We start from the raw sequence: 14887 nt of genomic DNA on the forward strand, positions 1-14887 counted from the left end.
CTTCCTGTTGGGGATCCGGGCCATCGGCGGGACTCAGAGCTGGTCCATGGCCTTGCGGATGCGTTTGTCGGAGATCGAGTACGGCGTGCCGAGGGTCTGGGCGAAGTAGCTGACCCTGAGCTCCTGGATCATCCAGCGGATCTGCTGGACGTCGTCGTCGGAGCGGCGGGCCGGAGGGAGCTTCTCGACCAGGTCGTGGTAGTCGTCTTCGAGGTCGTGGACCTTGTGCATCCGCTCCTCGTCGCGGAGCCGGTCGTCGGGCAGTTTCTCCAGCCGCCGCTGGGCCCCCTTGAGATAGCGGAGCAGGTCCGGCAGGCGCTTGCAGCCGGTGTCGGTGACGAAGCCGGGGTAGACCAGATCGGCCACCTGGTCGCGGATGTCCTCGATCGCGGCGGTGGAGCGGCCCTCGGGCAGGAGGGTGGTGATCGAGTGCCAGACCCGGAGGATGCCCTCCACCCTGGCGACCACCTCGGCCGTGGTGTCGAAGAGCTCCGCGCGGACCTTGTCGTGCAGGACGGTGAAGGCCGACCCGTCCCAGACCGGCCCGCCGTACTCGCTCATCAGCTCGTCGGCGGCACAGGCGGTGCAGTCGTCGAACAGGGCGACGGCACCGGCGTGCGGGCTGCGGCTGAGGGCGAGCTTGGCCTGGTTGTCCAGGCGGCCGAGCACCCACTTGGCCGGGGACGGGGTGTTGAGCAGCAGCAGCCTGCGGGTGCCCTCCCACATGGCGCGGCGCTGCTCGGCCTCGGTCTCGAACATCCGCACGGCCACGGTGGCGCCCTCGTCGGCCAGCGCGGGGTAGGCCTTCATCCGGCGCTGCTCGAAGGTCTTGGGTAGCTCCCCCACGTTCCACGTGGTCAGGCCTGACTTCTCCAGCCCGTCGGCGGCCCTGGACAGGGTCTGACGGAGCTTGGGGGCGAGCCGCCGCTTGAGGTCGGTCAGATCCTTGCTCTCGGCCAGCTTGTTCTTGCGGCCGTCGATCACCCGGAAGGTGATCTTCAGGTGGTCGGGCACCAGGTCGGGCTGCCACGCCTCGCGGGGCACCTGGATGCCGGTCAGGTTGAGCAGTTCCCGCTCCAGCACCGCGATCAGTGGCTCCTGGGTGGGTTTCGCCCGCTGGAGCACCTGCTTGGCATAGTTGGGCGCGGGCACGAAGTTGCGCCGGACGTTCTTGGGCAGCGCCCGGATCAGCGCGGTGAGGAGCTCCTCGCGCAGGCCGGGGATCTGCCAGTCGAAGCCCTCGACGTTCACCTGGTTGAGCAGGGCGAGCGGGATGTGCGCGGTGACACCGTCGGCGTCGGTGCCGGGCTCGAACTGGTAGGTCAGAGAGAAGCGCAGGCCTCCCTGGCGCCATACGTCGGGGTAGTCGCGCTGGCTGACGTCACCCGCCGACTCGCTGATCAGCATCGACTTCTCGAAGCTGAGCAGGTCGGGCTGGGCCGTCCTGGTCTTCTTCCACCAGGAGTCGAAGTGGCGCCCGGAGACGACGTCGGCGGGGACGCGCTGGTCGTAGAAGTCGAACAGCGTCTCGTCGTCGACGAGGATGTCGCGGCGGCGGGCCCGTTCCTCCAGTTCCTCGACCTCTTCGAGGAGTTTGCGGTTCTCCTTGAAGAACGCGTGGTGAGTCTCCCAGTCGCCCTCGACCAGGGCGTGCCGGATGAACAGCTCGCGGCTCAGCTCGGGGTCGATGCGGCCATAGTTGATCTTTCGCTGCACCACGATCGGCACGCCGTACAGCGTGACCTTCTCGTAGGCCATCACCGCACCCTGGTTCTTCTCCCAGTGCGGCTCGGAGTAGGTGCGCTTGATCAGGTGCTGGGCGAGCGGCTCGACCCATTCGGGCTCGATCTTGGCGTTGACCCGGGCCCAGAGGCGGGAGGTCTCCACCAGCTCGGCGGACATCACCCAGAGCGGCTGTTTCTTGGCCAGCGCCGATCCGGGGAAGATGGCGAAGCGGGCGTTGCGGGCGCCGATGTACTCGGTCATGGGACGGCGAGGGCCGTCGTTCGTCGTCTTCTTGTCGATGTCCTTGACGCCGACGTGGGACAGCAGACCGGACAGCAGGGAGATGTGGATCTTCTGCTCGTCGCCGGGGGTGGTGTTCAGCGTGACGCCGAGAGATTTCGACATCTGGCGGAGCTGGCTGTAGACGTCCTGCCATTCGCGCACGCGCAGGTAGTTGAGGAACTCGGCCTTGCACAGACGCCGGAAGGCGCTGGAGGACAGCTCCTTCTGCGACTCCTGGAGGTAGTCCCACAGGTTCAGATAGGAGACGAAGTCCGACTCCTTGTCGGCGAAGCGGCGGTGCCGGTCGTCGGCGGCCTGCTGCTTGTCGGCCGGGCGCTCGCGCGGGTCCTGGATGGACAGGGCGGCGGCGATGACCATGACCTCGCGGACGCAGCCGTTGTTGTCGGCCTCCAGCACCATGCGGGCCAGGCGCGGGTCGACCGGCAGGCCCGCCAGCTTGCGGCCCAGCGGGGTCATCTGCCTGGCCTGGTCGAACGCGCCCAGCTCCTGGAGCAGGTCGTAGCCGTCCTTGACCTGGCGCTGGTCCGGCGGCTCGACGAAGGGGAAGGCCCCGATGTCGCCTAGGCCGATGGAAGTCATCTGCAGGATGACCGAGGCGAGGTTGGTGCGCAGGATCTCCGGGTCGGTGAACTCCGGCCGGGTGAGGAAGTCGTCCTCCTCGTACAGCCGGATGCAGACGCCCTCGGAGACACGGCCGCAGCGTCCCTTGCGCTGGTTGGCCGACGCCTGGGAGATCGCCTCGATGGGCAGACGCTGGACCTTGGTGCGGTGGCTGTAGCGGGAGATGCGGGCGAAGCCGGGGTCGACCACGTATTTGATGCCGGGCACGGTCAGGGAGGTCTCGGCCACGTTGGTGGCCAGCACGACCCGGCGCCCCGAGTGGCGCTGGAAGACCCTGTGCTGCTCGGCCGCCGACAGCCGGGCGTACAGCGGGAGGATCTCGGCGTCCTTGCGTTTGGACAGCGCGTCGGCGGTGTCACGGATCTCGCGCTCACCGCTGAGGAAGACCAGGATGTCGCCCGGCCCCTCGGCGCACAGCTCGTCCACGGCGTTGCTGATCGCCTGGATCTGGTCGTCGTCCTCGGAGATCGGCCGGTATCGGACCTCGACCGGGTAGGTCCGGCCGGAGACCTCGACGATCGGGGCGTCGCTGAAGTGCTTGGAGAAACGCTCCGGGTCGATGGTGGCCGAGGTGATGATGACTTTGAGGTCCGGCCGCTTGGGGAGAAGCTGCTTGAGATAGCCGAGGATGAAGTCGATGTTGAGGCTGCGCTCGTGCGCCTCGTCGATGATCAGCGTGTCGTACTGGACGAGATCGCGGTCGGTCTGCAGCTCGGCCAGGAGGATGCCGTCGGTCATCACCTTGACGAACGTGCCGTCGCTCACCTGGTCGGTGAACCGCACCTTGTAGCCCACGGCGTCACCAAGCTGCGTGTCCAGCTCCTCGGCGACGCGCTCGGCCACGGTCCTGGCGGCGATCCTGCGGGGCTGGGTGTGCCCGATCAGGCCCTTGACGCCCCTGCCCAGCTCCAGGCAGATCTTCGGCAGCTGGGTCGTCTTGCCGGAACCGGTCTCACCGGCGACGATCACCACCTGGTGGTCCCGGATCGCCTCCAGGATGTCGTCCCTGCGCTGGCTGACCGGCAGCGCCTCCGGATAGGTGACCGCGGGCACCCCCGCCCGCCGGACGGCCACCCGATGCTCGGCCTTCTCGATGTCAGAGGCGATCTCCGCGGCGATCTTCTGCTGCGCGGCGCGGTTTCTGACCTTGCGCGCGCCGTCGAGACGGCGCCGCAGCCGACGCTGGTCACGGAGCGTGAGCTCAGGTAGACGCGCGTGGAGGTCGATGAGTGGAGGTGTCAACGGAGGCGTTCCCATACTGCTTCCAGAGTACTTTCAGCCCGCAAGTCAGGAGCCAACCGCCCATCGTGCCTGAGCCCCCGCGCCGCCGCATCCCAATATTCGCCGGTACGGCGGGCGCGGCCCTGCCGGAAGCCGTACGGCGGGCGCGGCTCTGCCCGGAGCCGCCGGGAAGGGGTGGCCCCGGAAAGGAGCACGGCCCTGCCGCTCCCTCGCGGGAACGACAGGGCCGTGCTCGTCGGTCATGGGATCACCGGGTGGCCCCCACCGGAGCGGGGGCCGGGGATCAGCGGGTTACGGAAGGGTGGGGTAGGCGTTCTGGAGCAGCTGACGGAACTGGGCCGAGAACCAGTGGCCCGAGACCGGGGCGTTCGGCAGGGCGCCGCTCAGGCTGTTGCCGTTGCGCTCGTTACCGCCGTAGGTCGGGTCGCACATCCGGTCGAAGCCCTTGCCCTCGTCGTTCGAGATCGCCGAGCTGGAGCCGTCGGACTCACCCGGAGGCTTGATCCAGACGTAGGCGTCCAGACCGGCGGCGGGGCTGGCCTGCGGGCGCTCGCCGAGGCCGGCACCGCTCTGGTTGCACCAGTTGCCGGCGTGGATCCGGCGGTCGACCCGCGACTGGTTGACGAAGGTGTTCATGTCGTTGGAGGTGCTGGGTCCGGTCGGGCGGGCCGAGCCTCCCCAGCCGTTGCGGGAGGTGTCGATCAGCATGCCGAGGCCCGGCTTGAAGCCCTTCTGGATGAGCAGGTTCCGGAAGGCCTGGGCGAAGGACAGCTCGTCGACGTAGAAGTTCCAGTCGACCCAGCTGGACTGACGGACGGTCTGGCCGTTGACGGTGGAGTTGATGGTGAAGTAGGGCTCCTTCAGCGCTGAGTAGTTGGCGGTGTTGGTGATGAAGCCGTCCACGCTGTCGAAGCCCTTGATGGTGCCCGCGACGGTGCTCGCGAACAGGTCGGCGGAGGGGCCGAAGTTCGTGTCCCAGCCCAGCCAGCCGTGGTGACCGGCGTCGACGTAGGTGTAGACGTTGTTGATCGCGTGCAGCTTGTCCAGGGCGTACCGGACGCCGTTGACGTAGGCGCCGCTGTCCTTGGCCTCCTGGCACTTGGCCACGTTGAGGTTGGTGATCAGGTTCGGCAGCGAGTCGATCTCGATGATCGTCACGATCCGGAGCGCGGCGTACTTCGGATCGGCCATGATCGCGGCGATCGGGTCGATGTACTCGGTCTTGTAGCGGTTCAGGCCGTTCTGAGAGACGAGCAGCTCACCGTTGGAGGCCAGCGCCGAGCAGTCGCGGTTGGGCAGGTTGTAGATGACGAACTGGATCGTCAGCGGCTTGCTGCCGTTGGCCACGTCCTGCTTGAGGGCCTCGTCCAGGTGGGCGCGGAGGCCTCTGGCGCCGGGGGTGCCGGCGATGGCGGCGATGCGGTCCATCCACACGCCGGTCGAGACGTTGGCGACCGCGGAGCCACCCGGCTCAGCGGCGGCCTTGGCCGACCAGTCGGGGTTCACGTAGCCGGTGGCACCGGCGTACGGGTTGTCAACGTGCTCGCCGGGCGGCGGCGTGGTGCCGCCTTCCTCGGTCGCGATGACGGTAACGCTGGTGTACCCGGTGGCCGAGGCCACGATGGTGGCGGTGCCGTTGGCCGGGTTGCCGTTCTGGGCGGCCGAGACGGTCACGTTCTGCGCCGTGTTCCAGTTGGCGGAGGTGAAGGTGAGCCTGGTGGGCGAGATGGTGATGTCGGGGTTACCGGTCTTGGTCAGGTTGACCGTGACGTTGCTGGTGGGTGCGGCGCTGAGCCTGAACCCGACGGTCTTGCTGCTGCCCATGGGGACGGTGACCGAGGTCGGGGAGGCGATGATCGACGGGGTGTTGTTGCCGCTGCTCACGGTGAAGGGGACCGCGGCGGTCTCCGTGGACAGGACCGGGTTCCCGTTGTCGTAGGCCTTGGCCTTGGCGGTGTGGCTGCCCGCCGCCACACCCGTCGCGGAGTAGCTGTAGGGGGCGGTGGTGTCGGTGTTGACCAGGACGTTGTCGATGTAGAACTCGACCTTGGTGATCGCGCCGTCGTCACTGGCCGTCGCCGCCAGCGGCACGGCGGAGCCCGCCGGGATGGAGGCGCCACTCGCCGGGCTGGTCAGGCTGACCGTCGGCGCCTGGTTCACCGGCGGCTGGCCGCCGCCGCAGGTGACACCGTTGATCGTGAAGGAGGTGGGTTTGGGGTTGCTCCCGCTCCACGACCCGTTGAAGCCGATGTTGGTCGACGCGCCGGTGGCGAGATTGCCGTTCCAGTCCAGGTTCTTCGCGGTGACCTGTTTGCCGCTCTGGCTCCAGGTCGCCGACCAGCCCTGCTGGACCTGCTGGGTGCCGGGGAGGGCGAAGCCGAGGGTCCAGCCGGTGAGCGGGTCACCGAGGTTCTTGAGCGTGATGTCGGCGGTGAACCCGCCCTGCCACTCGTTGATGTTGTAGTCAACACTGCAGGAGACTGCGGCGTGCGCCGTGGCGGCCTGCCCGGCGGCGAGACCGGCTGCGGCTACGAGCACGGCCATCGTGGTCGCAGCCCGAGTGCGCCAGGCTCGGCGGCGCGGAAGAGCTCTCATTCGTGATCATCTCCAGGACGAGGGTGGGAGCGCTCCCATAGTCCGGATGTTTCCGGCGGGTGTACAGCGTGTTGCACGCCGGGGACACCTCGCCGGGGGCCCTCCCTGCCTCTGACCTCGCCGAACGCTTTTCGAGTCCGATGAAAGTTTCAACGGCCTCCGGGTCGACGACCACATATGTCATGCGGTGCCGCTGGTAGAACACCGGACCCCGGTGGCCACCGGAGTCGCCGGGCGGTCAGGCGCGCGGGAGGTCCGACAGTCGGTACCAGCCCGCGAGATCGCCGTAGACGATCAGATTGTCGTCGTAGGAGTGGCGCGTGAAGTCATAGGTGCCGCCGCAGGTCACCAGCCTGATCGCCGGATGCGGCAGCGACCGGTAGACCTTGCTCACCGGGAAGGCGGTTTTGCTGACCCGCTGGACGGCGACCACCCGGAAGACCACCGCGGTCCTGTCCTCGCGCGTCACCAGCACCGCGTCCCCCTTGCGCACCTGCGACAGCCCGGCGAACACGGCGGGGCCGGTCCTGGTGTCGAGATGACCGACGATGACCGCGGAGCCCGGCTCGCCCGGTGTCGGGCCCAGCCGGTCCCAGCCGGCGAGGTTGGCCCGCTCAAGGGGCGGCGACTCCAGGGTGCCGTCCGTCCCGGACTCGATCTGGACGACGGGGGCGTTCACCTTCGCACGCGGCACCACAACCGCCACCGGACGCGACTTACCCGGAATCCCGCCAAGCGACCGGGGCCACCCGCCACCCCCCGATCTGACGGACACGGCGAGTCCCGATCCCGGCACGATGGGGGCGGCGACCGGCAGGGCGCGGACCAGGGCGGGGTCCGCCGCCTTTCCGACCCCGGCCCTGCAGCCCGTCAGGAGGAGAACTCCCCCGAGCCCCAGGATCGTCACCCTCCGGAGATCAGACACGCCCCGCTGCCCGGCGGCGCCTCACCAGCAGCAGCCCACCGGCTCCGGCGAGCCCGGCGGCACCGATTCCCCAGGCTCTCCAGGCCGGCGCGGAGCTCGCCGTCCCCTCCTCGGCGGCCGTCGTCCCGTGCGCCGTCCCCGGGGCTCGTGCGAGACCGCCTCCCCCGGTGTTCGGACCCGAGCCGCCGACGACGAAAAGCTCTCCGTAGATGGTGTCGCCGTCACCCTGGCAGTCCACGTCCACGCTGTAGACGCCCCTCGGTGCGTCGTCGTCCACCCGCGCCCAGCCGATCGCGACTCTGGGCGCGTCCCCGAAACCATCCCCGGGACCACCCCCGGGCCCCTCAGGACCGTCGGGACCGTCCCCGGACTCGGGGCCGTAGGGGCCGTCCCTTTCGAAGCCTCCGTCGTTCTGGAGCCCCGGACCACCATCGAGCTCCACCTCGTCCCGGAAGGCCGCCGACCTGGCGGAGACGGGTCCGCCGCACTCCAGTGCCGCGATCTTGACACTCTGTCCGGGCCTCACCCGGTACGGAGAGAGCCGCACCTCCTGGCCGTCCTCCGTCGCCGCAGCCGGCCACGCCGTCCCCGCGACCAGGACGGCCGCCGCCCCAGCCGCCACGAGCCAGCGGCCCCCACCCCCCGTCAACCGCATCACTTTCCCCGCCTCCAACCGGTGCGATCTTGCTGACGATCGCTACCTACCCAGGTCAGAGAGCGTGTCCATCAAAATAAGATCAAAATCCGAACGGCCTTCCCGGCATATGCCGCATAATCCCCTATTGCTCCGCGGCGGCCATGGCGGCGCCCACGATGCCGGCCTCGTTCTGCAGGGTGGCCGGCACGATCGGGGCCCGTACAGTCATCCCGGGCAGGAACTTTTCCGACTTCTTGCTGACCCCACCGCCGATGATGATCAGTGATGGGGAGAACAGCGCGTCGATGTGCTGCAGATACTCCTCCACCCGGCCCGCCCATCTGTCCCAGCTCAGATTGTGATCCTCACGCGCGGAGCCGGACGCCCGCTTCTCGGCCTCCTTGCCCCTGATCTCCAGGTGCCCGAGCTCGGTGTTGGGCACCAGATGACCGTCGATGAACAGGGCGCTGCCGATCCCGGTGCCGAGGGTCAGCATCAGCACCACCCCGGCCCTGCCCCGGCCCGCGCCGATCGCCATCTCGGCCACGCCCGCCGCGTCGGCGTCGTTGAGCACCACCACGGGCAGGCCCGTCGCCTTGGTGAACAGCTCCCGCGCGTCCTCACCGATCCATGCCTGGTCCACGTTGGCGGCGGACCTCGTGACCCCGTCGATCACGACTCCGGGAAAGGTCACGCCGACCGGCCCGGTCCAGGAGAAGTGCTCAACGATCCGCGCGACCACCGCGGCGACCGCCTTGGGCCGCGAGGGGATGGGCGTCGGGATCCGCAGACGCTCCCGCGTCAGCGCACCCTTGACGATGTCCACCGGCGCGCCCTTGATCCCCGATCCGCCGATGTCGATTCCCAGCGCTTCCATGAGACTCACCTCCTGCTCCGGGCTCCTTCCCCGTAACGGACCACTGACGCCCGTCCGTGGTCGCTGAAAGTCGTCCGCAACGCACGGTCAACGCGGACATCTCCCCGCCGGGACCGTCCGGATCTCCGGACGGTCCCCTCCCCTGTGAATACCGCCGTTCCGGGTCGTGCGCCGTCAGCCCTCGGTGGCACCGGCACGACGCCGGCGGAGGTGAACGGCCATGACGAGGACGGCCAGGAGCAACGCGACCAGTCCCCCGATGACGGCGAACAGCGTCAACGGATTCAGGTCCAGGGAGACGGGCAGGCCCATGCCGGAACGGGGGAAGGTGACGGTGGCGCTGACCGTCCGCTTCACCATGCCGCTCCTCAGGGTCAGCTCCGCCTTCCAGGGACCGTCCGGCATCCGCTGATCCAGCGTCACGGTCACCGGGGCGGAGGCTCCGGGGAGCAGCGTGACACCCAGGTCGGCGGCGAACGGCCCGGCCGAAAGGCCGCCCGGCCCGTCCGACAGCGAGAGCGTCCCGCTCATGTCGATGGCCCGCCCGCCGGTGTTGCGGACCGTGGCCACCAGCTCAGGTCTGCCGTCCGGGTCGCGGGCGGGCCTCAGCTCCTCGATCTGGAAATCGGACGGTGGCTCGCCACCGGGCCCGACGTCGATGTAAAGGCGGATACCGACGCGGTTGATGAGGCGCACCGTACGAGTGGCATCGGGCTCGGCGCTGACCTGTGCCCAGATGACACCGTACCGTTCCCCCCGCGAGGCGGCCTGGGGCACCTGGATCGTGACCTGGGCGGTCTGGTGCCCTCCCGGAGGCACGACGGCCGAGGTCCGGTCAATTGACGTCCAGTCCGTCAACTCGTTCTGGGGATGTCCGACCGCCATGGTGAATCTGTTGTCGACGACGCTGGCGGCGGCCGGATAAAGATCAATGCGCTGCGGCTTCTTCGACGTGTTGGTTATCTCCAGCCGCCGCTTGATGGTGGTTCCCGGAGGGAGATGGTCGATGATGTAGGAGAGCGCCCGCGGGTCGTCACGGCGGCTGACGGGTGCCTCGAGCAGCCGGATCCCGATCGTGCCGTGGGGGTCGTACGCGGCGGTCCGGCTCGCGCCGGCCGATGTGCCGGCCGCACCCGGACAGAGTGCGGCCAGCAACATCAGCGTGCACAGCATGGCGCTCCGGCTAGGCCACCTGATGTGTCACCGTTCCGGTGTAGGTGCCTGTCTGGGCGGTGATGGGGACCGAGATCACCAACGTGGGGTTCCAAGTCGCCGTGCTACCGCCGGTGCCTCCCGTGTGAGCGAAGGCGATGAGAGGCGTTCCGGGCCCGCCCAGGGTGATCGCGTCAGCGGCTGTGAGCTGCCCGGGGGTGAAGGTGTCACCACCGGTCGTGGCGGTCGCCGGCCCGGACCAGTAGGCGGCGACGTCGACGGGGAGTGTCAGCGCACCCACGGTGAAGGCCGTCCCGAACACCGACGCCGTCCAGTTCGACGTGTCCCCTCCTCGGGTGTCGGAGACCGACACCGCGCCGAGCTGGCCGCTCATCGTGCCACCCGGACTGGCGCTACCGAGAGCGACCGGACCGGCGGGTGCGGTGATGTCCAGGGTGCCGGCGGTCACACCGAACGTGACCGTGGTGTCGGCACTGGGGGCGGCCAGTGCCGGCGCCGCCGTGATGATCGCCAGCAGGCTCGCGCTCACCGAGATGAGCACTGCGGATCTCTTACGCAAGGTTTTTCCCTCCGAATGATCTGACAGGTTTTCGGGGGGCGGAGCAGGCGAAGGATCTCACGCCCTTACCTGCAGTGATCACTTTAGGATTGGCGATGTCGCCCATAGCGGCCATGACGGTAAAGCGTCGGCCCGGAGATATACCGGCAATGACCAGAGTTACTGACGAGCCGGAAGTTCCTCACTCTTCGGACATACCAGCCCCGCAGACTTCCCGTTTTCATGACAAAATTTGGCAATTAGTGAATGCATACCCGCAAGATAACGATCTCACCCTGCGAGATAACGGAAGTCGAGAGACAGAACGACCACCGTCCCGTCTCTCCCATGAGAGCCGCCCCTAACGCTTCACCGGGCCCGTCGAGGCCCTGACCACAAGTTCGGGCTCGAAGAGCAGCTCGTCCGCCGGGACCAGTGCCTTGTCGATCTGGGCGGCAAGGAGGTCGACGACCGCGCGGCCCATCGCGTCGATCGGCTGGCGCAGGGTGGTCAGTGGCGGATCGGTGCAGTTCATCAGGGCGGAGTCGTCGTAACCGATCACCGAGACGTCGCCCGGCACCGACAGCCCCGCGCGCCGCGCCGCCCTGATCGCACCCAACGCCATGAGGTCACTTGCGCAGATGACACCGGTCACGCCTCGCCGGATCAGCCGGGCCGCCGCCGCGTGACCGCCCTCCAGGGAGAACATCGTGTGTTCGACGGACTCCGGGGCCAGGCCGGCCGCCGCCAGCTTGCGCCTCGAGGGCACGTGGTCCGGCGGCCCGAGCACCATGCCGATCCGCTCGTGCCCCAGCGAGCGCAGATGGCCGAGCGCCATCTCGGCGGCGGCCACGTCATCGCAGGAGACCTGAGGGAAGGCGAGGTGCTCCACCGCGGCATTGACCAGCACGGTCGGCAGGCGACGCTCCAGCAGCAGCCGGTAGTGCTCGTGGGAGGCGTCGGCCTGGGCGAACAGGCCTCCGGCGAACACCACGCCGGACACCTGCTGCTGGAGCAGGAGGTCGACGTACTCCGCCTCGGAGACCCCGCCCAGCGTCCTGGTGCACAGCACCGAGGTGAACCCCTGCTGGGCCAGCGCTCCCCCGACCACCTCGGCGAACGCCGGGAAGATCGGGTTCTGCAGTTCGGGAAGGACGAGCCCCACCAACCTCGCCCGGTCACCGCGTAGCTGGGTCGGCCGCTCGTAACCGAGCACGTCGAGCGCCGTGAGCACGGCCTCCCGGGTCGCCTCGGACACGCCGGGTTTCCCGTTGAGCACGCGACTCACCGTCGCCTCACTCATCCCGACCTTCTTGGCCACCTCTGCAAGCCGTCGCGTCATGGCGGAACTATACGACATTGAATGCAATTATTTGCAAGTGTTTGCGAAAGTCCTCGCATATTTCCCGTATGGCACCGCCTTCCTCCGATCACCGCGCCCATCTGCCCGTCGCGTCGGCGCTCGGGAGTCGCCCGGGAGTCGTGGGAATCCCGCCAAGGGCGAAAGTCACGGGGGTCCCTCCGGAGGTGGCCGTGAAGGACCCGCTAGACCTCCGTGATCCGGCCGGCGTCGACGTGGAGATGCCTGGTGGTGTGCACGGCGTCCAGCATCCGCCGGTCGTGGGTGACCAGCAGGAGCGTGCCGGGGTAGGAGGCGAGAGCGGACTCCAGCTGCTCGATGGCCGCCAGGTCCAGATGGTTGGTCGGCTCGTCGAGGACGAGGAGGTTCACCCCCCGGGCCTGGAGCAGGGCGAGCGCGGCACGGGTCCGCTCTCCGGGGGACAGTGTGGCGGCCGGGCGCAGCACGTGCGCCGCGCGCAACCCGAACTTGGCGAGCAGCGTGCGCACCTCGGCGGGGGCCATGTCCGGTGCGGCGGCGCCGAAGGCGTCCAGTAGCGGCTCTCCGCCGAGGAACAGGCCCCGCGCCTGGTCCACCTCGCCGACGACCACACCGGGGCCGAGTGAGGCGTTCCCCTCCTCCAGCGGGAGCCTGCCCAGCAGGGCGGCCAGCAGCGTGGACTTGCCCGAACCGTTGGCGCCGGTGACCGCCACCCGTTCGGCCCAGCCGATCTGCAGGTCCACCGGGCCGAGGGTGAAGGCGCCGCGCTGTACCACGGCCCCGCGCAGGGTGGCGACAACCGCCCCCGCCCGGGGGGCGACGGCGATCTCCATACGGAGCTCCCACTCCTTGCGGGGCTCCTCCACCTCCTCCAGCCGCTCGATCATCCGCTCGGTCTGGCGGGCCTTGGCGGCCTGCTTCTCGGTCGCCTCCGTACGGAAGTTCCGGCCGATCTTGTCGTTGTCCGTCGCCTTGCGCCGCGCGTTCTTGACGCCCTTCTCCATCCAGGCGCGCTGCATCCCGGCCCGCTGCCTGAGCGAGCCGATGGTGTCGGCGTACTCCTCGTACTCGTCGCGGGCATGCTGCCGGGCGACCTCGCGCTCGGCGAGATAGGCGTCGTAGCCGCCGCCGTAGACTCCGATCCGCTGCTGGGCGAGGTCGAGCTCGACGACCCGGTTCACCGTCCTGGCCAGGAACTCACGGTCATGGCTGACCAGCACCGTCCCGGCACGCAGCCCGGTGACGAAACGTTCGAGCCGCTCCAGCCCCTCCAGGTCGAGATCGTTGGTGGGCTCGTCCAGCAGGAAGATGTCGTAACGGCTGAGCAGCAGTGAGGCCATCCCCGCACGGGCCGCCTGGCCGCCGGAGAGCGCCGTCATCGGCCGGTCCAGGTCCACCGCCAGACCGAGCTCGGCGACGACCTCCTCGGCACGGTCCTCCAGGTCTGCTCCACCCAGAGCCAGCCACCTCTCCAGACCCGCGGCGTAGTCGTCGTCGGCGCCGGGACGGCCCTCGACCAGCCCCTCGGTCGCGGCGTCCAGCTCGCGCTGGGCGGCGGCCACCCCGGTCCGCCGGGCCAGGAAGTCCGCGATCGTCTCGTCGGCCCGGCGCTCCCGCTCCTGGGGCAGGTAACCGACCGTCGCCGAAGGCGGGCCGAGCCGTACGGCGCCGCGCTCGGGAGGCAGCAGGCCGGCCAGGATCCGCATCAGGGTGGACTTGCCCGCCCCGTTCACCCCGACCAGGCCGATCACGTCGCCGGGGGCGACGACCAGGTCCAGTCCCGAGAACAGCGCTCGGTCGCCGTGCCCGGCGGCGAGATCCTTGGCGACGATGGTGGCACTCATGAGGGAAACGGTATCCGCCGGCGGGACCTCCCCCGCGCCGTCGAGTTCCACGTCCGGGTGCCGGGCTCCGACGGCGCCCCCATTCCCGACAAATCGGACAATTCTTCTTCGAAGATCGAGAAATGGGACACCGCGCCGACATGGCGCTACCTGCAGATTCGCCGCCAAACGCTACCTTACAGAAATTTTATTCAATCTTTTTCGAGACTTCGGCCAACATTTCTCCCGGCAGCTCCGTCTCATAAAGGTGGAGGCGATCACCCCCGATCGTCTCTCACAACGGGGAGAGGGAAACGTCTTGATGAAACGAATCGCCGTCGGCCTGCTGTCCGCAGCGGTAGGCGGCTCGCTGCTCCTGTCCGCCGGCACGGCCTCCGCCGAACGCACCGCCCTCAGCGTGCGCATCGACAACGTGAGCCCCAACCCGGTCATCGTGAAGAAGGGCGAGGACACGAGGGTCACGATCGAGGTCCGCACCACGGAGGCGACCCGTGTCGAGCTCCGTCTCAAGCCGGTCTCCGACCAGCTCCGCACCCTGAACGTACGCGAGCCAAAGATCATCCAGGAGGGTGACCTGTGGCGCTTCAGCACGAGCTTCGACGAGAACGACTTCGAGGGCCGCTGGCTCGCGATCGCCGAGGCCTACGACAAGGACGGCAAGAAGGCGACCGACCAGGTCAACTTCTCCGTCAAGCGCGAAGTACAGGAGAAGATCGCCACTCGCCTGACCGGGTTCCGTGCCAGCCCGAGTCGGGTCCGTAAGGGCCGCTGGGTCTATTTCACCGGTCGCCTGCAGATCAGCGAGAGCCGCTCCTGGCACGGCGTGCGGAACGAGAAGGTCGAGATCTACTTCCGTCCCCCCGGCTCCAGCGCCTGGAAGTGGGCGACCTCCACCAGAACCGACTGGCAGGGCGGGTTCCGGGCCAAGGCCCGCGCCTCCAGGAACGGTGAGTACCGCGCGGTCTTCGAGGGCAGCGACCGTCTCGACGGCAGCACCAGCCGGTCCAGCGGGGTCCGGGTCTGGGGCCGGTAGTCCCTCGCGGACGACGCCCACCCGGGGATAGACCC

General features: G+C 68.8%; 10 protein-coding genes. 1 reads left to right on the top strand and 9 read right to left on the bottom strand.

The window, feature by feature from the left end:
* Window positions 1-33: 33 nt before the first annotated feature.
* The 9 genes from hrpA to ACIN94_RS27610 all read right to left on the bottom strand — a co-directional run bounded on the left by hrpA (window position 34) and on the right by ACIN94_RS27610 (window position 13819).
* Complete coding sequence (gene hrpA / locus ACIN94_RS27570; protein WP_400711922.1) at window positions 34-3906, bottom strand: ATP-dependent RNA helicase HrpA; 3873 nt, start codon at window positions 3904-3906, stop codon at window positions 34-36.
* 276 nt (window positions 3907-4182) lie between these two features.
* Window positions 4183-6486: a glycoside hydrolase family 6 protein gene (locus ACIN94_RS27575; protein WP_400711925.1), complete on the bottom strand. Its 2304-nt coding sequence runs from the start codon at window positions 6484-6486 to the stop codon at window positions 4183-4185.
* A gap of 238 nt (window positions 6487-6724) precedes the next feature.
* Entirely contained in the window at window positions 6725-7411 is a 687-nt protein-coding gene (locus ACIN94_RS27580) for a class F sortase (protein WP_400711928.1), read from the bottom strand.
* On the bottom strand, window positions 7404-8069 hold the full coding sequence (locus ACIN94_RS27585; protein ID WP_400711931.1) for a hypothetical protein: 666 nt from the start codon (window positions 8067-8069) through the stop codon (window positions 7404-7406). Before ACIN94_RS27585 ends, ACIN94_RS27580 begins: the two co-directional genes overlap by 8 nt.
* Before the next feature lie 121 nt (window positions 8070-8190).
* Window positions 8191-8925 (bottom strand): polyphosphate--glucose phosphotransferase, encoded by a 735-nt coding sequence (gene ppgK / locus ACIN94_RS27590; protein ID WP_400711934.1) that lies wholly within the window; start codon window positions 8923-8925, stop codon window positions 8191-8193.
* Window positions 8926-9099: 174 nt separating this feature from the next.
* On the bottom strand, window positions 9100-10098 hold the full coding sequence (locus ACIN94_RS27595; protein ID WP_400711937.1) for a hypothetical protein: 999 nt from the start codon (window positions 10096-10098) through the stop codon (window positions 9100-9102).
* Window positions 10099-10108: 10 nt separating this feature from the next.
* Window positions 10109-10657 (bottom strand): hypothetical protein, encoded by a 549-nt coding sequence (locus ACIN94_RS27600; RefSeq protein WP_400711940.1) that lies wholly within the window; start codon window positions 10655-10657, stop codon window positions 10109-10111.
* A 340-nt stretch (window positions 10658-10997) separates the two neighbouring features.
* Complete coding sequence (locus tag ACIN94_RS27605; protein ID WP_400711943.1) at window positions 10998-11978, bottom strand: LacI family DNA-binding transcriptional regulator; 981 nt, start codon at window positions 11976-11978, stop codon at window positions 10998-11000.
* A gap of 203 nt (window positions 11979-12181) precedes the next feature.
* Window positions 12182-13819: an ABC-F family ATP-binding cassette domain-containing protein gene (locus ACIN94_RS27610; protein WP_400711946.1), complete on the bottom strand. Its 1638-nt coding sequence runs from the start codon at window positions 13817-13819 to the stop codon at window positions 12182-12184.
* 301 nt (window positions 13820-14120) lie between these two features.
* Here ACIN94_RS27610 and ACIN94_RS27615 point away from each other — a divergent pair, with 301 nt between their 5' ends.
* Entirely contained in the window at window positions 14121-14852 is a 732-nt protein-coding gene (locus ACIN94_RS27615; RefSeq protein WP_400711949.1) for a hypothetical protein, read from the top strand.
* The last annotated feature ends 35 nt before the right edge of the window (window positions 14853-14887 follow it).

It is taken from the genome of Streptosporangium sp. NPDC087985 (assembly GCF_044741965.1).
GTDB lineage: Bacteria > Actinomycetota > Actinomycetes > Streptosporangiales > Streptosporangiaceae > Streptosporangium.